Consider the following 17,940-nt stretch of genomic DNA (forward strand, 5'->3'; position numbering starts at 1 on the left):
GCAGAAAGGCCGATGTCATGCCCCGCATCCGACTTGCCCTGGTGACTGCCTTCCCACCGGGACGGCAGAGCCTGAACGAATATGGCTGGCACCTTGCGCTGGCGCTGGCCAAACACCCCGATGTCGCGGAACTGGTCGTGCTGGCCGACCAGCTGGAGGACGGAACGCCAGATCTGGACCCCACCGATCTGCCGGCGAACCTGACCCTGAAGCGGGTCTGGCGGTTCAACAGCGTAGGTGCCGCGCCATGCCTGTTGCGAAGCCTGTCGCAACAGGCGCCCGACGGTGTCATCTGGAACCTGCAGATGGGCAGCTTCGGCGACCGCGAAATTCCGGCGGCCTTAGGCCTGCTGGCCCCGGCCCTTGCGCGCATCGGACGGCCCAGTGGGGTCATCGCGCACAACATCCTGGCGGGAATGGACCTGGACAAGACCCAGCTGCAGGGCCAGCGCCTGCGCCAGGCCGTCGTCCGGGCTGGAGCGGCGGTCGTGACCCGCGCCATGCTGGCCGCCAGCTATACCACCGTCACGCTGCGCAGCTATCGCGACCTGCTGGGGGCGCGGTATCCGCAGGCGCGCGTCGATCTGGTGCCGCATGGCACCTTCGCGCAGGCGCCCCGCCGCCCCGCGCCCCTTTCCTCACGCCCGCCGCGCATCGTCACCATGGGCAAGTTCGGAACCTACAAGCGGCTTGAGACCCTGCTGGAGGCGTTCGACATCCTGCGGCAACGCGCTGGCTTTGCCGATGTCGAACTGCATATCGGCGGCGGCGATCATCCCGCGACGCCGGGATATGTCGCGGGCATTGCGGCATCGCGCCGGGATGATCCGCGTGTGCGGTTCCACGGCTATCTTCCCGAAGACCAGATCGAAAATTTCTTCGGTCAGGCCCGGCTGGCGGTCTTTGACTATTCCGCCACGACGGGCAGTTCGGGCGTGCTGCACCAAGCCGCCAGCCTGGGGGCCGTGCCCGTCTTTCCCCATATCGGCGATTTCGTCGATGTCTGCCGCGACGAAGGCCTGGACGGGGCGCATTTCACGCCCGGCGATGCGGCCGACATGGCGCGCGCGATCGCCCGCATGCTGACCGATGCCGATTCGGCACAGGCCTTGGCCGACAGCAACCTGGCCGCATCCGCCCAGATGCCCATCGCCGATGTCGCCGCCTATCACGTCCGACGCATGATCGCGTTGCAACCCAACGGATCGGCCGCCTGTCTGAGCGAACAGCAGGGCAGCTGTCCGAAAGGTTAATTTCCCCGATGCGGACGGGCAGGACCTCTGCGGATGCCCGTCCGACCTTACCTGACGCGACCAAGAGCGATGACCCGAAATCGGCGACAAGGATGAAAGCCACCCGCCAAGGAAAGTCGCCATGCAGATGCTTCCGATCATTACCCCGTCGCGCGCCGTCCAGCCTGCCGTGATCCTATCGCTGGACATCGTCATCCCCTGCTTCAACGAAGAACGCCGTCTGGACATCGATGCCCTGCTGGGCGCCCTGGATGCCACGCCGGGGCTGCGCCTGACCTGCGTCGATGACGGCAGCAGCGACGCCACGCTGTCGGTGTTGCAGCGCCTTGCCGCCGCCGCGCCCGGGCGGGTTCGCGTTCTGCCCCTGTCCCGCAACCAAGGCAAGGCCGAGGCCGTCCGCCAAGGCCTTCTGCAAGCCTGCACCGGGCCGGATGCCGCCCATCTGGTGGGATACTGGGACGCGGACCTTTCGACGCCCTTGGACGCGATCGAGGACTTTCGCCGGGTCATGATCCGCCTGCCCGAAGTGCAGATGGTCTTTGGGTCGCGCCGGGCGCTGCTGGGCCACCGCATCCAGCGCAGCGCGATGCGGCGGATCATTTCACGCATCTGCGCGACGCTGGCGGGCGCGGCCATCGGCCTGTCTGTAGGCGACAGCCAGTGCGGCGCCAAGCTGATGCGCAATTCGGACGATCTGCGCGCGGCCCTTGCCCGCCCCTTCGACAGCGGCTGGCTGTTTGACGTCGAGCTGTTCGCCCGGCTGTCAAACCGTTGGGCCACCCCGCGCGAGGCCTTTTTCGAACTGCCCCTGACCCAATGGCACGAGGTTGCCGGTTCCAAGGTCACCAGCCGCGCCGTTCTGTCCAGCGGCTTGCTGATGCTGCGGCTGATCGGGCGCAACCGCCTGGCGCCGTCGCGGCCCCAAGGCAGGGCGGCCTGACGCCATGCGCATCCCCGCCGCATCGACCGCCCTTTTGATCTTCCTGTCCTCGAACCTGGCGAACCTGGGCAACCTGGTCTTCAACATGCTGTTCGGGCGCTGGATGAACCCGACCGACTTCGCCCTTCTGGCCGCCTGCCTGACGGTCCTTTTGGGCGGGATGGGCCTTCTGGAGGCCCTGCGCATGGCCGCCAGCCACCAGATGGCCGACGCCGCCCCCGACCGCCGCGCCGCGCAAGAGGCAGCCTTGGCGCGTCTGTCCCGCCGCGCCCTGCTGCCCGGCCTGATCCTGTCGATCCTGGGGGCGGCCGCCTGGCTGGCGCTTCAGGGGCGCGATGCTGCGCCTTGGGTCCTGCTGTTCATGGCGCTGCCCGTGGCCATGCCGCTGTCGATCCTGCGCGGACTGGCCTTGGGTCGGATGCAGGCGGTCCCTATCGTCGTGTCGGGCCAGGCCGAGATGCTGTTCCGGCTGCTGGGCGCGGTGCTGGCGTGGCAGGCCGGCTTGGGCATGGGGGGCGTCGTTCTGGCATTGGCGCTGTCGATCGGGGCCGCGTGGCTGGTTCTGGACCGCACCGTGGTCATGCCCGCGATGCGCCGCCACGCACCGGCCAATCTGTCGATTGGCCGGTTGGTGGTCGCATCGCTTCCCTTTGTGGCCCTGCAGGCGGCCCAGCTGGGCGCGCTGGACGCGGATGTCTTGCTGGCCTGGCTGGTTCTTCCGGCGGATCAGACGGGACTGGTCGCCGCGCTGTGCCTGTTCCAGCGGGTGCAATTCTATGCCTGTTTCGGTCTCGCCTCGGTGCTGCTGCCAGCCGTTGCGCTGGCGCGGGCCCAAGGTGCCGCACTGGGTCCGGCAATCCAACCCATCATCCTGCTTTCCGGGGCCGTAGCGGCAACCTGCCTTCTGGCCGCGACCGTCTTTCCGACATGGGTGCTGAACGCCCTGGTCGGACCGCAATATGCGGCGGCGGCGACCGGCCTTGGCATGGCCTCGGCGGCGGCGGCGCTGTTCACCTTCGGCTACATGGCCGCAACGCTGATGTTGGCGCAGGGTGACTGGCGCGGCCTGGCCGTTCTGACGGCGGGAGCCGCGTGCCAGGGGCTGGCCATAATCGCCTTGCCCCATGCCACGTTGGAAGGGTTCCTGATCACCAAGCTGGTCGCCCAAGGCGTCACAGCACTGGGCTTGGTCGTGATGCTGCTGTTGCCCGGACGATCACAGCACCCACAACCCACAGCAACGGGGATTCAACCATGATTGGAGTAATGCGCCTTTTTGCCCTGCTGGCCATCCTGCTTGTGAATGCCACCCCGGCATCGAGCCAGGAGAAGCCTTGGACCGGCGCAACTGGGGGAATCCTGCGCCTGCCCAATTCCAACCAAGCCCATGATGACGGCAATGCTTTCGGCGAGGCTTGGGGCAAGATCGACCGGACATTGTACCGGACCACCAAGGACAGGGTGACGGTCTTTGCCTTGGGCAATGCTGTCACGGATTCCGCAGGATACGGCTATAACAGCACCTCCAAGATCGGCATCGGGCTGGCATGGTCGCGTCAGGTGACCCCCGCACTGAACGTCACGCTCAGCCTGCGCCATGACTGGGCCCGTGAACGTGACACAGGTCTGCGCCAGCAGGGGCTGAGGGCGGCGCTGGATTATTACTATTATCGCTATCGCGAGGCCGAACCGGGGCAGCGGATGTGGGGACTGTCAATGCGCGGGACGGTCCTGAAAAGCTATGGCACGCTGGCCTATCCGGGATCCCTGCAGGATGGGGACCGGAACCTGGTGCTGACGATGGGGGGCGAATTGTCCCGCGACCTGACATTGGGGCGCACGGATCTGCTGATATCGCCATTCCTTGATGTCGACATGGCATGGGATCTGGACGGGAATGACTATAACAACAAGCTTGTCCTGGGTGGAGGCATCAAGCTGCGCCGCCCCTTGCCTACCGGTGAGATCTTCGCATCCGCGCGATTGCAATCGGACTATCGTTGGCAGCAGGATCATGACCGCCTGACGGTACAGCCCGGCATTCAGATCGGCTGGTATGTCGGATTTTGAAGGCGCGGGCCATTGATGGCCCGCGAAGCCCGCACGGCAGGGCGAAATGCCCCGCCGCGCGGAAGTCGCGTCCCGGATCAGCTGGCTTCGGCCAGAACACCGCAGAGCATCCGGTCGCCCGCGTCGCCCGACGGCTGCGAGGTCAGATCATCGGCCTGCGCGTGCAGCATGAAGGCCGTGCCGTCATCATCCGAAATCAGGTCTGCGCCCAGTTCGGGGATGAAATATTCGATCGTGATGGCTCCGTTCTCGGGGACATGGACATTGGGCATGTCACCGATATGGGGGCCGTTTTCCGACAAGACGCCATGGTCTTCACCCTCCTGGGCCAAATGGCCACCGGCGCTTTTGAACTCAGGGCCTTCGCACAGGCCGGTTTCATGCAAATGCGCGCCATAGATGCCCTCGGGCACATCCATCAGCTGGATCTTGACATGCATCATACCGGAAGGCGTTTCGGTCGCCTCGACCGTGCCACGGGCATTGCCTTCACCATCGGCCAGATCGGCGGACAGTGGTGCGGGTTCGGCCGCCATCACCGGACCGGCGGCAAGAATGGCAAGAAGGGTGGCTGTTTTCAGACGGGTCATCATGTCATCCTGTGTTTTGTATTGGTTCTGCCCATTCAACGGCGCGGGACGGACGATGTTCCATCCCCCGGGCGCCGCAGCCAATCAACAGACAACCCCAAGATGCTGTTTTCCGTCAGATCACGCGCCAAAACGGGAACTTTGCCCCGGTTTCGGCGTCAATCTGTAAAGTAAACATTCCCCGATCAAAGGATTTGACCATGCGCTTCGTGACCCTTGGACTGACCGCCGCCATCCTGACCCTGTCGGCCTGCGGTGATACCACCACGGAACGGGCCGCCACCGGTGGAGTGGGCGGTGCAATCGTCGCCGGACCCGTGGGGGCGGTTGTCGGTGGGACGGCGGGTGCCCTTGGCGGCATGAACTGATCACACCCACCGATCCGCACGATGATGACAAGGCCGTGCCCCAAACCGGGGCGCGGCCTTTCGCATGGCCTTGCGAGGCGGATTGCCATCCCCTACATCTGACACGAATGACAGAAGGAACACCCGATGGCGATGGAAGCCCATGACATCGAAGCCCTGATCCAGGCCGCATTTCCCGATGCGAAGATCACGATCACCGATCTGGCCGGCGACGGAAACCACTATGCCGCCGAGGTTATCGATGAAAGCTTCCGCGGCCAGAACAGGGTCCAGCAACAGCGTGCCGTCTATGCCGCGCTGCAAGGCAAGATGGATGGCCCGGCCGGTGCGCTGCATGCATTGGCGCTGACCACCAAGGCACCCGCCTGAGGCGGCCCCTGCCCCGAATTCCGGCCCTTCGAGCAAGGGGCCCGCGACCAAGAGGATTGCGCAAATGAGCGACGTGACCACGAATATCAAGGAAATCATCGACACGAACCCGGTGGTTCTGTTCATGAAGGGCACCAAGGAAATGCCGCAATGCGGATTTTCCAGCCGGGTTGCCGGGGTGCTGAACTATATGGGCGTGTCGTTTCAGGACGTGAACGTCCTTGCCGATCAGGACCTGCGTCAGGGCATCAAGGATTTCTCGGACTGGCCGACGATCCCGCAGCTGTATGTGAACGGTGAATTCGTCGGTGGCTGCGACATCATCACCGAGATGACCCTGTCGGGTGAGCTGGACCAGCTGTTCGCGCAGAAAGGCATCGAATATGATCAGGTCGCGGCGGACAAGATTCGCGAAGCAAACGCCTGATATGAAAAAGGGCGCCGCAAGGGCGCCCTTTTTTTGTCAGATCACGTCGTCCGGATCGTGATAGATATCGCTTCGACGGCTTTCCTGCACTTTGGCAGCCAAGGTAATACCAACCGCGAAGGCACCGATCAGCTTGGCCATGCTTCCGGCGTTGCTGTTCGAGCTTTGACGCGCCTGCTGCACAAATTTTTCCGTCGAACGCTGTGCCGACTGGATATTCTTTGTTGACAGCCCCAAGGACGTTGCCGTGTCCCGCACCGTGCTAAAGACCCGGCGTTCGGTATCGTTGGCCAGCTTGACCGCGCGAAACCCTGCCTCGTCCATCAGCGAATGCGCCTTGGATTCGACCGTGGCGACAACCTTCTCGGCCTCGGAACGTGCGCGGGTGACAGCGGCATCGGTGGCAAGCGAGACCCGTGCCTCGACCTCTTTCTTGAGATCATCGGAACTGGGCATCTTGTGCTTTTCACGCGATGACATTGCGATCAGCACCAGCGCGATGACCAAAAAGCCACCACCGATGGCCAGCGACGCCAAGGCGGCACCCCAGTCAAGTTCGGTCGCCAGATAGGACCACAGCGCCGCGACCAGAAAACCGATGCCCACGGCAGAGACCACACCGGCGACACCTTTCAGTGCCGCACGGCGGGCCTTGTCCGTCAAAGCGAGTTTTGCATTGCGGGCAAAATCAAACATCTGCGGCTCAGCGACGCGCGATCAGCAGGCCGACCAGGAAGCCGACGCCCGCCGCGATGCCCAAGGATTGCGCCGGATTGCGGCGAACCATTTCGGACACTTCGTCATAACGCTCCTCGGCGTAGATTGCGGCTTCGTGGGCCTTCTGCTGACCTGCGTCGTACAGACGCTCAGCTTCCAGGCGTGCGCGCTCGGCATATTCCTGGCCGGTTTCACGGGCGCGGTCGGCATAGTTGCGTCCCGCTTCGACCGCGTCATTGGCCAGTTCCGAACCGCGCTGCGCCAGACGATCCACGCCCGAATTGTTGGCAAGGTCATTCACGGTGTCCCGAACGTCGTTCTGCACCTTGCGCGCACCTTGGTTCAGGTCGTTCCTGGCTTCCTGTGCGGCGGCTGCTGCGTCACGCTTGACGTCGTCGGCGGAGGTCGAATTTGCCATGGTAAATTCCTTTCATCGGTGTCGTTTCACCTTCGTTGGACAAACAAATGCCCAGGATGATTGTTCCCGACCGGATTAAAAATCTTTGTCGACAGCCACGGATATTCCGACACGTCCCAAGCGCGAGCCGCGCGCGCCTGGCGGTTGCAGGGCCACCCCGGATCACGAAGCCCGTTGCACAAATCCGGCACGGCGTGCTGATAATGCCAAAATGGCAGGCAGGACGGACGCACCACATCGACACAAGATCCACAAGGATTGGCTGACGGGCGGCTGTCCACATGGGGGGATGAGACATGAGCAGGATTGGTCTTGATGCGACGGATATCCGCATCCTTGCAGCCGTCCAGAACCACGGTCAGCTCAGCAAGACGCGACTGGCCGAAATCGTCAACCTGTCGCCCACCCCCTGTCTGGCACGATTGACCCGGCTGAAGGTGGCGGGCCTGATCCGCGGATATCATGCCGATATAGCACTGGAACGGATCGGAAGCTTTTCGCAGGTCATCGTGACGATATCGCTGGCCCTGCATCGCAAGGTCGATTTCGACCGTTTCGAAACCCATATCCGCGCCCTGCCCGAGGTGACCGAGTGCATCGCGACGGGTGGCGGGATGGATTACGTCCTCAATGTCCTTACCCCGAACCTGGCGGCCTTTCAGGCGCTGATGGAAGCCATGCTGGAGGCCGAACTGGGGATCCAGCGCTACATGACCTATATCGTCACCCGGCAGGTCAAGTCCGCGCAGCCGGATATCGTCGGATTGCTGCGCCAGACCGCCGCGCAGGATTGAGCGCCCTTGCAGGGACCGCGTCCAGCGCTGGACCGTCTGAGGCCAGTTGACCGAACGGTCCGAACTACCCGGCAAGAACAGACCGTCCGGGCGCATCCCGATGCGATTTCAGCCTGCGATGTCACGAAATCCGCGCTTAGATCCCGTCATCGGTCCCATCATCCCCGGCCTGCTTCGGCCCATGTTGCGCGAAAGAAGACGACAGATGACACAGACGCAAGATTTCGGTTTTGGCACGCAGATCCGCAAATCCCCCTATTTCGACGCGACAGTCAGATGGGGCGCCACGGGGTTTTCGGTCTATAACCACATGTACATCCCGCGCGACTTCGGGGACCCGGTCCAGAACTTCTGGAACCTGATCAACGACGCGATCCTGTGCGACGTGGCCGTCGAACGCCAAGTCGAGATTACCGGCCCCGACGCGGCGCGCTTTGCCCAACTGCTGACGCCGCGCGATCTGTCCAAGATGGCGGTCGGACAGTGCAAATACGTGCTGATCACCAATGCCCAGGGCGGCATCCTGAACGACCCGATCATGCTGCGCCTGGCGGAAAACCATTTCTGGATCTCGCTGGCGGACAGTGACATCCTGCTCTGGGCACAGGGGGTCGCGGTGCATTCGGGAATGGACGTCACGATCAGGGAACCGGACGTATCGCCCTTGCAACTGCAGGGGCCGAAATCGGGACAGGTGATGCGGGCACTGTTCGGCGACGCCATCATGGACCTGCGCTATTACTGGCTGCGGCAGGTCGAACTTGACGGCATTCCGCTGATCGTGTCGCGGACCGGCTGGTCCAGCGAACTGGGATACGAACTGTATCTGCAGGACAGCAGTCGCGGGGACGAATTGTGGGAAAAGATCATGGCCGTCGGCGGCCCCATCGGTCTGAAACCGGGGCACACGTCATCGATCCGCCGGATCGAGGGGGGGATGCTATCCTATCACGCCGATGCCGACATCAACACCAACCCGTATGAGTTGGGACTGGACCGGCTGGTGAACCTGGATACCGAGGTCGATTTCATCGGCAAGGCCGCCTTGCGCCGCATCAGGGACGAAGGTCCGGCCCGCCGTCAGGTCGGACTGGTGATCGAGGGCGAACCGCTGTCGGGTCCGAACACCACCTTCTGGCCCGTGACCCTTGACGGACGGACCGTGGGCAAGGTTACCTCGGCCATCCATTCGCCGCGACTTGGACAGAATATCGCGCTGGCTATGTTGGTGGTCGACGCGGCCCATCTGGGCGCCAGCGTTCAGGTCCAGACCCGCACCGGCGTGATGGCCGCCACCATCGTCGAACAGCCGTTCTACGACCCCAAGAAGTCCATCGCCGCCGCCTGAACCGCATGACCCGAAAGGAGCCAGGACCATGGCAGACCCGTCGAACCCGCCTGAACGGCAACGCATGGCGCTTGGCTTTTTTCCCGCAATGTCTGCAGATAACGTCGCCCGCGGCGCCGCATCGAAGGCAGACCCGAAGGGCGTCGTGGCACCGTTGAAGACCCCTGACCCGCAGCATACCGGAGGCACCCATGTCGGCTGAACCGATCCTTCTGCAAGACCTGGACGGAACGGGCATCCTGCGCCTGACCCTGAACGACCCCGCCCGCCGCAACGCCCTGTCCGAGGAGATGCTGGAGGAACTGGGCGCAGCCATCGCCCGGGCCGATACCGATGCGGCGGTGCGGGTGGTCGTGCTGGCCGCGAATGGCCCTGCCTTCAGCGCGGGCCACGACCTGAAGCAGCTGACCGCCGCGCGCGCCGCCCCCGATGGCGGCCAGGCCTATTTCGCGCGGATCATGGCGCTGTGTTCCGCAGTCATGCAGGCCATCGTGGCTTGTTCCAAGCCCGTCATCGCCGAAGTCACCGGCATCGCCACCGCCGCCGGCTGCCAGCTGGTGGCCAGCTGCGATCTGGCAATTGCGGCCGACGACGCGCGCTTCAGCACGCCCGGCGTCCATATCGGGCTGTTCTGTTCCACCCCCATGGTCGCCCTGTCGCGCAACGTGGCCCCGAAACACGCGATCGAGATGCTGCTGACCGGCGATATGACCCCGGCCGCCCGCGCCGCCCAGATCGGGCTGATCAACCGCGCCGTCCCCGCCGCCGAACTGCGCCGGACGACCATGGATATGGCCGCCAGCATCGCGTCGAAATCGGCCATGACCCTGGCCGTGGGCAAGCGCGCCTTCTATGACCAGCTGGATATGACGCTGGCGCAGGCCTATGACCACGCATCCGACGTGATGGTCCGCAACATGCTGGCACGCGACGCCCAGGAAGGCATGGGCGCCTTCATCGAGAAGCGCAGCCCCGAATGGCAGGATCGTTAGGATCATGGGTGCGAACCCCTACAACACCGATCTGGATCGCAATCCGGCCAACCACCAGCCGCTGACGCCGCTGACCTTCCTGGAACGCGCGGCCAGCGTCTTTCCTGACCACAAGGCGATCGTGCATGGCGGGATCAGCCGCAGCTATCGCGAATTCTATGACCGGTCGCGACGGCTGGCATCGGCCCTGACACGGGCGGGGATCGCGCGGGGCGACACGGTGTCGGTCCTGCTGCCCAACGTGCCAGCCATGCTGGAGGTGCATTACGGCGTACCGATGTGCGGCGCGGTCCTGCATTCGATCAACACGCGCCTGGACGCCGCCACCATCGCCTTTCAGCTGGATCATGCCGGATCGCGCGTGGTGATCGTCGATACCGAATTCCTGCCGCTGCTGCGCCAGGCCTTGGCGCTGACCCGCGTGACACCGTTGGTCGTGTCCAGCGCCGATCCGGAATGGGCGGGAGTCGCGGATGGGGACGAATACGAAGCCTTTCTGGCCGGCGGCGATCCCGATTTCGCGTGGGTGATGCCGGATGACGAATGGGACGCGATTTCGATCAACTACACCTCGGGGACGACGGGCGATCCCAAGGGCGTCGTGTCGCATCATCGCGGCGCCTATCTGCTGGCGCAGGGCAACGTGCTGACGACGGCGATGGGCCGGCATGCTGTCTATCTGTGGACGCTGCCGATGTTTCACTGCAACGGCTGGTGCTTTCCCTGGACGATGTCGGCGGTGATCGGCACCCATGTCTGCCTGCGCCAGGTGCGGGCGGAACCGATCTGGGCGGCGCTGGAGGGTCACGGCGTCACGCATCTGTGCGGCGCGCCGATCGTCATGTCGCTGCTGTTGGGGGCGGCGCCGGGTATCAGGCGAGATCTGGACCGCCGCGTCCATTTCATGACCGCCGCCGCGCCGCCGCCCGAAAAGGTGCTGGCCGACATGCAGGCGGCGGGCTTCGCGGTGACCCATCTTTACGGTCTGACCGAAACCTATGGCCCGGCGGTCGTCAACGAATGGCATGACGGCTGGTCGGCCCTGCCGCCCGCCAAACAGGCGGCGCTGAAGGCGCGTCAGGGCGTTCGCTATCTGCCGCTGGAAGGGCTGGACGTGCTGGACCCCGACACGATGCGCCCCGTGCCCCGCGACGGAAAGACCATCGGCGAGGTCATGTTTCGCGGCAACGTCGTGATGAAGGGCTATTTCCGCAATCCCGAGGCCACGCGAAAGGCATTCGCCGGCGGCTGGTTCCATTCGGGCGATCTGGGTGTGATCCACCCCGACGGCTATGTCCAGCTGAAGGACCGGTCCAAGGACATCATCATCTCGGGCGGCGAGAATATCTCGTCGATCGAGGTCGAGGAAGCGCTGTATCGCAATCCTGCCGTCGCCGTCTGCGCGGTCGTGGCGATGCCCGACCCGAAATGGGGCGAACGGCCCTGCGCCTTCGTGGAACTGGTCCCCGACCGGCAGGTGGACGAGGCCGCCCTGCTGATCTGGTGCCGTGCCAATCTGGCGCCCTATAAGATGCCGGCACGGATCGTCTTTTCGTCCATCCCGCGCACATCGACAGGCAAGATCCAGAAATTCGTTCTGCGAGAGCAGGCCCGGCAGCTGAGCGTGGCGACATGATGCGTGATCGGTGCCCATCGGGCGGGCCTCTGCGGCGTGGCGCTTAGCATGTATCGCATCCGCCGTTTTGCCGTCCGCCACGCGCGCACCTTCGAATGGGTCTATGTCCGGTTCGAGGCGGCTCTGGTCGCATTGGACCCGCTGTTCCGGCGCATCGGATATCACCGGCTGGAACGCCCCGTGGCGGCAGTCGAAAAGCTGACCAAGGGTTTGCTGTTCGACTGTCGGATGTGCGGGCAATGCGTGCTGTCCTCGACCGGCATGTCCTGTCCGATGAATTGTCCCAAGAACCTGCGGAACGGTCCTTGCGGCGGCGTGCGTCCCGGCGGCTTCTGCGAGGTCGATCCCCAGATGCACTGCGTCTGGGTGATGGCCTGGGAGGGGGCTGCCCGGATGCGGGACGGTGCCCGCATCAACGACGTCCAGCCGCCCGTCGACCGCAGCCTGGAGGGGTCGTCATCATGGCTGCGCGTGGTGCGCGAAAAGGCCGTGCGTCCGACCGGCCCGACGGATGCGCCGCGTGGCACCATGGCCCGCGCCTTTTCCCAGGCCCGCGCCCATGAACCTTCAGCAGCCCCCTTGGCGCCCGAGCCGCGTCCGGCCGCCGATGGAAAGCCGCGCCGATGAACAGCAACCCGCCCGTCGATCTCGCCCCCTGGCAGCCGTCCTATGACCCGCCACCCCCCGGCCACGTATCGGGCAGCCGGTTGGAACGGGTGCTGCGCCAAGGCCGTTTCGCCGTCACCGCCGAATTGAACCCGCCCGACAGCGCTGACCCCGCCGATGTGTTCGCAGCCGCGCGTCCGCTGGCCCAAGTCGCCGACGCGATCAACGCGACCGATGCGTCGGGGGCGAATTGCCACATGTCCTCGATCGGCATTTCGGCCCTGTTGACACGTGCGGGCATCGGGACGGTCTATCAGATATCCTGCCGGGACCGGAACCGCATCGCGATCCAGGGCGACGTGCTGGGCGCGGCGGCGATGGGGGTGCGCAACGTGTTGTGCCTGACCGGTGATGGGGTGGGCGTGGGCGATCAGCCTGGCGCGCGCCCGGTCTTCGATCTGGACTCGATCTCGCTTTTGCGCACCATCCGCACGATGCGCGACGACGGCGTCTTCCTGTCGGGCCGCCGCATCACCAGCCCGCCGCGGATGTTTCTGGGCGCGGCGGAAAACCCCTGCATCACCCCCTTGGACTGGCGTCCCGATCGCTTGGCGAAAAAGGTCGAGGCGGGGGCGGATTTCATCCAGACGAACTATATCTTCGACATTCCGACCTTCGAACGCTTCATGGCGCGCGTGCGCGACCTGGGCCTGGACAAGCGAGTGTTCATCCTGGCGGGCGTCGGCCCCTTGGCCTCGGCCAAGGCTGCCCGCTGGATGCGCAACCACGTTCCCGGCGTCCATATCCCCGACGCCGTGATCGCCCGGATGGAGAGGGCCACCGACCCCGGCGAAGAGGGCAAGCGCCTGTGCATCGAACTGATCCAGCAGATCCGCCAGATCGCAGGCGTCAGCGGCGTCCATGTCATGGCCTATCGGCGCGAGCATCTAGTTTCGGAAATTATCGCCCAGTCCGGCGTGCGACAGGATCATTTGTCGGACTGAGCCTTGCGCGGAACGGAATGCGTCGCCTTTGGTGGTGCCTGTGCCCCGGACAGCGGCTGCGCGACAGGACGTGAGACATGGTGTTTCGCGATGCCACTGTACCGGATCAGGGCTGCTTGGCAATTTCTCTCAATGCGTCGCCTGCCGGTATCCGCCGCGAAACCGGTTCGGGCAATCGCGTTCCCCAAGCCTTTGACCAATTTAAGTTGATGGAACACCGGCCTCACGCATGCGTTTTTCACTCACACAACAAGCAAGGAGCATATCATGGACCATGCACAGCACACTCGTCTGGATGTTTCCGAATATACAGAAGCCGTCCTGACCGGTGCGACCGTTTATGGACCCGGTGACGAAACCGTCGGCACGATCTCGCACACTCATGGGACAGGGCAAGGCGCTCAGGTCGTGATCGACGTGGGTGGTTTTTTGGGAATCGGCGCGAAACCGGTCCTAGTTCCCGTTACCCAGCTGGACCTGATGCGCGACGAGAACCGCCAAGTTCATGCGGTCTGCAACTGGACCAAAGATGAATTGAAATCGATGCCAGAGCATCGCGACTGATCTTTTGCTTCTGCTCTGCCCGCGAACAGTATTTTCGCGGGCAGAGGCATATTTCCTGCTTCTCACGGCCCTGTAATTTTGCAACGTCCAGTTCGAAGGATCAGGAGCTTGATGATAAGATCATCATCGATTTTCGATAGGCAGTGGTTCGTCAATTTGTGCGTTTCAGGTAGGTGGCGAAAAGGCTTTCATCGACCTGAATGTCTGAAGTTCGAAAGCCCGCAGAAGGTGCCGAAACAGGCTTCCCCTTAGCCATTTTCAGACAGAACAAAGCTATTCCATTTATTGAAAGCGCAGCGATGGAGGCAACACATATTATGCCGTAATGTCTTGCTTCGCAGAAATCAGCTTTCAATGCCTAGACGGCGCCGTCAAACTAAGGCGCCGTCAAACCCTCATCATTCTTGGACACATGTCGGCAGCATCCAGAGTGTGGTGAAGGCGGCCGGACTCGAACCGGCATTCATCGCTGAAACGAATTTTGAAACCTTGTCAAACCCGTATTTATTTTGAATCCTCAGTTGCGAAAATCACCCGAGATATCCCGAGCGAACCGGGCGATTTGCGAGGTATGGAACGCATAGACAGGGCATCGATGCTTCGATGCTTCGATGCTTCGATGCTTCGATGCTTCGATGCTTCGATGCTTCAACCGGCCAGATATCGGTCGATGCTGTCAACTGAGCCGCAATCTTGTAGACCTTAACATGGCTCCTGGCTCTGTTTAGCACAGAAATGACGCAGACATCACTTCCATCCCCAAAGCCTGACAGCTTAAAGTAGCACTGGGGTGTTACCGATCAGCCAATTGTGTATCTACGTTACTCCGGCCCTCCAAAGCTCCAGACCCGATGATTTCGTTCAATATACGAGCTTCGGATTTGGCAAGTAGACCCTTTCGATGGCAGCTTGTCAGCCTAAACCCACTCCAGACTGCTACTAGTCGTCACCGCACCAAGCCGGGTCCAGGGAAAGGCATCTGCCATTCCCCGGGCCTTGGATTGCTACTCGACTGGCGCGGAAGACTGGGCCTCTTCGGCTTCGGCAGGTTCCGTCACTTCAGATGTATCGTCCAAGGCGCTTTCCGCCGGGGAAACGGCTTGATCGAACGCTGCCTGATCCTGCGATGCGTCCGCTTGCGCCGTGCCAGCGCGATCACTGCCCATCGGGCTCTCCGTGACTGACCCATCCGCTGACGAAACCCGCCAGACCATATTGCCCGCGTCGTCGGCCACCAGCAGCGCACCGGTGCCATCAATGCCGACGCCTACGGGACGACCATATGCCTTATCACCATCTATGAAACCGGTCACGACGTCCTGCGCCATGCCCGAGGGCTTACCATCACTGAAGGGCACGTAGGAAACCTTGTACCCGTTGAAGGCGTCGCGGTTCCAGCTACCATGCTGACCGATAAAGGCCCCATTCGCATAATCGTCCGGCATCGCCGAGCCGTTGCTGAAGATCAGCCCCAATGCCGCAACATGGCTGGACAGCGCATAATCGGGAGCTATGGCCTTGGCGATCATGTCGGGGCGTGCCGGACGGACGCGTTCATCCACGTGGTCGCCATAATAGCTGTAGGGCCAGCCGTAGAAGGCTCCATCTTGAACCGAGGTCATGTAATCCGGCACCAGATTCGGCCCCAATTCGTCGCGCTCATTGATGACAGCCCACAGCTCGCCTGAGTCAGGATTGAAGGTCAGGCCGTTCGGGTTCCGCAGGCCGGAGGCATAGATCCGGGCCGCACCGGTGTCGCGATCAATCTCCCAGATCGCGGCGCGACCCTTCTCGGCTTCCATCCCGTTTTCCCCGGCGTTCGAGTTAGACCCGACCGATGCGTAAAGCATGGTCCCATCAGGACTCAGCGCCAGATCCTTGGTCCAGTGATGGTTCAGCGGCCCGCCGGGCAACGGGGCCAGCGTGGTCGGTTCGGCGGTGATTTGGGTTTCGCCCAGAGCATAAGGATAGGAGACGACCTCGTCCGCCTCGGCCACATAAAGCGTGTCATCGACCCAGGCCACGCCAAAGGGCGAATGCAGGTCGGTCAGCAGGTCGTGCCGTTCATCGACCACGCCATCGCGGTCGGTGTCGCGCAGCAGGGTGATCAGGTTGCTTTCGGGCTGTTCACCGCCCCCGCCCCCGGCGGCGATCGACATGATCCAGCCGCGGATGTAATCCTTGGGACGATATTTCGGCTTGCCTTCAGGGGCTCGCCCTTGGACGACCAGCACATCACCGTTTGGCAGGGTATGCACGGTGCGGGGATGGGCCAGATCGGTGGCATAGGCGGCAATGGTCAAGCCCTCGGGCACGACCGGCGTCTGCCCCTCGGACCAACCGACAACCTCGGCCACCTTGACGCTTGGCAGAAGGTTCAGGAAGTCCGGCTCTGGCAGAACGGGATCGGGTCCGATCTGACTGCTGACATCAAAGTCGCCAGACTGATCATCCTGTGCCTGGGCAGTCGTCGGCGCACCCATGGTTGCGAAGATCACCGCGGCACTTCCCAGAAGTGCCACTCGCTGCAAGGAATAGGTCGAATTCGTCATGTGAAGATCATCCTTGTCAGGGGCATCAATAGGAAGCGACGCGGGTCGCGCGGCGATTGAGAAGGGCGGCGATCAGCATCAGCAGGCAGGTCACCGCCGATACTCCGATCCCCCACGGGACAATGGCCGTCCAGCCGTCGCCTGCATGGATCAGGCTGTTGACGAAGGCCATCGCAAGGACGATCGCTTGCAACACCACGCCGCCCCAAGCCGGACTAATGCGCCGCATCACCAGACCAATCAGCCACAAGACCACCGCCAAACCTCCGGCGATCAGCCCGAAGAACAGCAGCCAAGATGAAAAATCCTGCCACATCACCAGCATCGTCTGCGTGTAGAAGAAATCCGTCAGCAGCGTCAGTGTGAAGAACGCTGCCGAAAAATGCGTCAGTGTCGTCAGTCCGGGCATGGCGGCATAGGCACCGGCCTCGCGCTCATGCGTATAAATGGCGGCCATCTGTCATGCTTCCTCAAGTTGCGTATAGAGAGCCAACGATGCCTTGCAAATGTTTGTTCCGGACTTTCTGGCCGATCGTGCATGGGTTCGGATCAACTTTTGCGCTAAGCGATCTGGGTGATCAAGATAATGTAGAATTTCGCATGCGCGTTTGCCATCATCAGGTCAGTGTCCGCATGCAGGCGCGAAGAAACCTTGGATGACCTATTTAACCGATTGGTTGATTGGCCATCGGCAACATCGCTTGCCTCGGCCTCAGTATCCTCAAACTTCTGGCCAAAATTGACCGGTTGCGGCGAGGGTGATTGCCAAGAGAAAGGTTTCTGGGCAGAGGTCATGTCGGGTTGCGGCGCACGATAAGGATCGGGAAACGGTCTGGGGGATCTGTTTGCCAATGATCAGCCAGCCCTTCAGGCGTCCTATCATGATTTCAATTCTGTTGCGCCCCTTGTGTGAACTCCTACCTCTTTCGACGGCTTTCCTGCGGAACTTGCGGCCCGCAATGTAGTCCCTCGTTGCTTTATCCCTCGACGATTCCTTGGTCCGGTCGGCATCAACCCCCCCCGACAATCGGCATCCAGCCTCCGCCAAACTGTCCGGCAACACCACCGCGCCGGAGTCATCACCAAACCGACCAACGATCACGAAGTAACCGATCGGCCGCCCTTTGGCATCGTCCACGGCATGCAGCCCGGCCTTTCGGTCAGCTAGAACAAGTTGTTGGTCAATGAGACACTCTCCCTAACCCCGAATTATGCAAAAGAAACGAAATCAATGGGTCTGGAGCCTAGGTGTTCAGTCCCGGCATCTGGTGGATCGGGTCGAGGATGAATCT

General features: G+C 62.7%; 20 protein-coding genes. 14 read left to right on the forward strand and 6 right to left on the reverse strand.

Annotated features, from left to right (window positions below; all coding sequences use genetic code 11):
* Nucleotides 1-17: 17 nt before the first annotated feature.
* The 4 genes from DKT70_RS12110 to DKT70_RS12125 all read left to right on the forward strand — a co-directional run bounded on the left by DKT70_RS12110 (nt 18) and on the right by DKT70_RS12125 (nt 4,263).
* On the forward strand, nt 18-1,253 hold the full coding sequence (locus DKT70_RS12110; protein ID WP_111559375.1) for a glycosyltransferase: 1,236 nt from the start codon (nt 18-20) through the stop codon (nt 1,251-1,253).
* Between the two features lie 121 nt (nt 1,254-1,374).
* Nucleotides 1,375-2,193: a glycosyltransferase gene (locus DKT70_RS12115; RefSeq protein WP_111559376.1), complete on the forward strand. Its 819-nt coding sequence runs from the start codon at nt 1,375-1,377 to the stop codon at nt 2,191-2,193.
* Between the two features lie 4 nt (nt 2,194-2,197).
* Entirely contained in the window at nt 2,198-3,451 is a 1,254-nt protein-coding gene (locus DKT70_RS12120; protein ID WP_111559377.1) for an MATE family efflux transporter, read from the forward strand.
* A gap of 8 nt (nt 3,452-3,459) precedes the next feature.
* Entirely contained in the window at nt 3,460-4,263 is an 804-nt protein-coding gene (locus tag DKT70_RS12125; protein ID WP_111559378.1) for a hypothetical protein, read from the forward strand.
* Nucleotides 4,264-4,340: 77 nt separating this feature from the next.
* Here the strand turns inward: DKT70_RS12125 and DKT70_RS12130 are convergent, their stop codons facing one another.
* A complete protein-coding gene (locus tag DKT70_RS12130; protein ID WP_233490550.1) occupies nt 4,341-4,853 on the reverse strand; it encodes a superoxide dismutase family protein in 513 nt (170 codons plus the stop codon).
* A gap of 200 nt (nt 4,854-5,053) precedes the next feature.
* Here DKT70_RS12130 and DKT70_RS18220 point away from each other — a divergent pair, with 200 nt between their 5' ends.
* The 3 genes from DKT70_RS18220 to grxD all read left to right on the forward strand — a co-directional run bounded on the left by DKT70_RS18220 (nt 5,054) and on the right by grxD (nt 6,017).
* Nucleotides 5,054-5,221, forward strand: a complete 168-nt coding sequence (locus tag DKT70_RS18220) for a hypothetical protein (protein WP_199559585.1) — start codon at nt 5,054-5,056, stop codon at nt 5,219-5,221.
* A gap of 126 nt (nt 5,222-5,347) precedes the next feature.
* The gene (locus tag DKT70_RS12135) at nt 5,348-5,590 is read left to right on the forward strand and encodes a BolA/IbaG family iron-sulfur metabolism protein (protein ID WP_111559380.1); all 243 of its coding nucleotides are present in this window, start codon (nt 5,348-5,350) and stop codon (nt 5,588-5,590) included.
* A 64-nt stretch (nt 5,591-5,654) separates the two neighbouring features.
* On the forward strand, nt 5,655-6,017 hold the full coding sequence (gene grxD / locus DKT70_RS12140; protein WP_111559381.1) for a Grx4 family monothiol glutaredoxin: 363 nt from the start codon (nt 5,655-5,657) through the stop codon (nt 6,015-6,017).
* Nucleotides 6,018-6,053: 36 nt separating this feature from the next.
* Here grxD and DKT70_RS12145 read toward each other — a convergent pair whose 3' ends face one another.
* The gene (locus tag DKT70_RS12145; protein WP_146612630.1) at nt 6,054-6,680 is read right to left on the reverse strand and encodes a phage holin family protein; all 627 of its coding nucleotides are present in this window, start codon (nt 6,678-6,680) and stop codon (nt 6,054-6,056) included.
* Between the two features lie 40 nt (nt 6,681-6,720).
* Complete coding sequence (locus DKT70_RS12150; protein ID WP_111559383.1) at nt 6,721-7,152, reverse strand: DUF883 family protein; 432 nt, start codon at nt 7,150-7,152, stop codon at nt 6,721-6,723.
* 296 nt (nt 7,153-7,448) lie between these two features.
* Between DKT70_RS12150 and DKT70_RS12155 the strand changes: the two genes are divergently transcribed.
* The 7 genes from DKT70_RS12155 (at nt 7,449) to DKT70_RS12185 (ending at nt 14,096) form a co-directional block, all read left to right on the forward strand.
* Nucleotides 7,449-7,946 carry an Lrp/AsnC family transcriptional regulator gene (locus tag DKT70_RS12155; RefSeq protein ID WP_111559384.1) on the forward strand — a complete coding sequence of 166 codons (498 nt, stop codon included), beginning with the start codon at nt 7,449-7,451 and terminating at the stop codon, nt 7,944-7,946.
* Nucleotides 7,947-8,151: 205 nt separating this feature from the next.
* A complete protein-coding gene (locus tag DKT70_RS12160) occupies nt 8,152-9,294 on the forward strand; it encodes a glycine cleavage T C-terminal barrel domain-containing protein (protein ID WP_111559385.1) in 1,143 nt (380 codons plus the stop codon).
* A 191-nt stretch (nt 9,295-9,485) separates the two neighbouring features.
* Nucleotides 9,486-10,286 (forward strand): enoyl-CoA hydratase, encoded by an 801-nt coding sequence (locus tag DKT70_RS12165; RefSeq protein ID WP_111559386.1) that lies wholly within the window; start codon nt 9,486-9,488, stop codon nt 10,284-10,286.
* A 4-nt stretch (nt 10,287-10,290) separates the two neighbouring features.
* Nucleotides 10,291-11,922: an acyl-CoA synthetase gene (locus DKT70_RS12170; RefSeq protein ID WP_199559586.1), complete on the forward strand. Its 1,632-nt coding sequence runs from the start codon at nt 10,291-10,293 to the stop codon at nt 11,920-11,922.
* A 3-nt stretch (nt 11,923-11,925) separates the two neighbouring features.
* Complete coding sequence (locus DKT70_RS12175) at nt 11,926-12,549, forward strand: methylenetetrahydrofolate reductase C-terminal domain-containing protein (RefSeq protein ID WP_233490551.1); 624 nt, start codon at nt 11,926-11,928, stop codon at nt 12,547-12,549.
* Nucleotides 12,546-13,532, forward strand: a complete 987-nt coding sequence (locus DKT70_RS12180; RefSeq protein ID WP_111559388.1) for a methylenetetrahydrofolate reductase — start codon at nt 12,546-12,548, stop codon at nt 13,530-13,532. The genes DKT70_RS12175 and DKT70_RS12180 overlap by 4 nt, the downstream gene beginning before the upstream one ends.
* A gap of 267 nt (nt 13,533-13,799) precedes the next feature.
* Entirely contained in the window at nt 13,800-14,096 is a 297-nt protein-coding gene (locus tag DKT70_RS12185; RefSeq protein WP_111559389.1) for a PRC-barrel domain-containing protein, read from the forward strand.
* Between the two features lie 1,004 nt (nt 14,097-15,100).
* On the opposite strand, the gene DKT70_RS12190 is transcribed toward DKT70_RS12185, so the two are convergent.
* From DKT70_RS12190 to DKT70_RS12200, 3 genes are all read right to left on the reverse strand, one after another.
* On the reverse strand, nt 15,101-16,648 hold the full coding sequence (locus DKT70_RS12190; protein ID WP_233490552.1) for a PQQ-dependent sugar dehydrogenase: 1,548 nt from the start codon (nt 16,646-16,648) through the stop codon (nt 15,101-15,103).
* A 25-nt stretch (nt 16,649-16,673) separates the two neighbouring features.
* Nucleotides 16,674-17,105 (reverse strand): DUF2231 domain-containing protein, encoded by a 432-nt coding sequence (locus DKT70_RS12195; protein WP_111559390.1) that lies wholly within the window; start codon nt 17,103-17,105, stop codon nt 16,674-16,676.
* A gap of 264 nt (nt 17,106-17,369) precedes the next feature.
* Nucleotides 17,370-17,786 (reverse strand): hypothetical protein, encoded by a 417-nt coding sequence (locus DKT70_RS12200; protein WP_111559391.1) that lies wholly within the window; start codon nt 17,784-17,786, stop codon nt 17,370-17,372.
* Nucleotides 17,787-17,940 lie beyond the last annotated feature (154 nt).

Source organism: Paracoccus sediminilitoris, from assembly GCF_003259195.1.
In the GTDB taxonomy this organism is placed as follows: Bacteria; Pseudomonadota; Alphaproteobacteria; order Rhodobacterales; family Rhodobacteraceae; genus Paracoccus; species Paracoccus sediminilitoris.

What these genes read in the sequence shown, in the direction of transcription:
- DKT70_RS12110 (WP_111559375.1), top strand. Translation starts at nt 18, where the DNA reads ATGCCCCGCATCCGACTTGCCCTGGTGACTGCCTTCCCACCGGGACGG.
- DKT70_RS12115 (WP_111559376.1), top strand. Translation starts at nt 1,375, where the DNA reads ATGCAGATGCTTCCGATCATTACCCCGTCGCGCGCCGTCCAGCCTGCC.
- DKT70_RS12120 (WP_111559377.1), top strand. Translation starts at nt 2,198, where the DNA reads ATGCGCATCCCCGCCGCATCGACCGCCCTTTTGATCTTCCTGTCCTCG.
- DKT70_RS12125 (WP_111559378.1), top strand. Translation starts at nt 3,460, where the DNA reads ATGCGCCTTTTTGCCCTGCTGGCCATCCTGCTTGTGAATGCCACCCCG.
- DKT70_RS12130 (WP_233490550.1), bottom strand. Translation starts at nt 4,853, where the DNA reads ATGACCCGTCTGAAAACAGCCACCCTTCTTGCCATTCTTGCCGCCGGT.
- DKT70_RS18220 (WP_199559585.1), top strand. Translation starts at nt 5,054, where the DNA reads ATGCGCTTCGTGACCCTTGGACTGACCGCCGCCATCCTGACCCTGTCG.
- DKT70_RS12135 (WP_111559380.1), top strand. Translation starts at nt 5,348, where the DNA reads ATGGCGATGGAAGCCCATGACATCGAAGCCCTGATCCAGGCCGCATTT.
- grxD (WP_111559381.1), top strand. Translation starts at nt 5,655, where the DNA reads ATGAGCGACGTGACCACGAATATCAAGGAAATCATCGACACGAACCCG.
- DKT70_RS12150 (WP_111559383.1), bottom strand. Translation starts at nt 7,152, where the DNA reads ATGGCAAATTCGACCTCCGCCGACGACGTCAAGCGTGACGCAGCAGCC.
- DKT70_RS12155 (WP_111559384.1), top strand. Translation starts at nt 7,449, where the DNA reads ATGAGCAGGATTGGTCTTGATGCGACGGATATCCGCATCCTTGCAGCC.
- DKT70_RS12160 (WP_111559385.1), top strand. Translation starts at nt 8,152, where the DNA reads ATGACACAGACGCAAGATTTCGGTTTTGGCACGCAGATCCGCAAATCC.
- DKT70_RS12165 (WP_111559386.1), top strand. Translation starts at nt 9,486, where the DNA reads ATGTCGGCTGAACCGATCCTTCTGCAAGACCTGGACGGAACGGGCATC.
- DKT70_RS12170 (WP_199559586.1), top strand. Translation starts at nt 10,291, where the DNA reads ATGGGTGCGAACCCCTACAACACCGATCTGGATCGCAATCCGGCCAAC.
- DKT70_RS12180 (WP_111559388.1), top strand. Translation starts at nt 12,546, where the DNA reads ATGAACAGCAACCCGCCCGTCGATCTCGCCCCCTGGCAGCCGTCCTAT.
- DKT70_RS12185 (WP_111559389.1), top strand. Translation starts at nt 13,800, where the DNA reads ATGGACCATGCACAGCACACTCGTCTGGATGTTTCCGAATATACAGAA.
- DKT70_RS12190 (WP_233490552.1), bottom strand. Translation starts at nt 16,648, where the DNA reads ATGACGAATTCGACCTATTCCTTGCAGCGAGTGGCACTTCTGGGAAGT.
- DKT70_RS12195 (WP_111559390.1), bottom strand. Translation starts at nt 17,105, where the DNA reads ATGGCCGCCATTTATACGCATGAGCGCGAGGCCGGTGCCTATGCCGCC.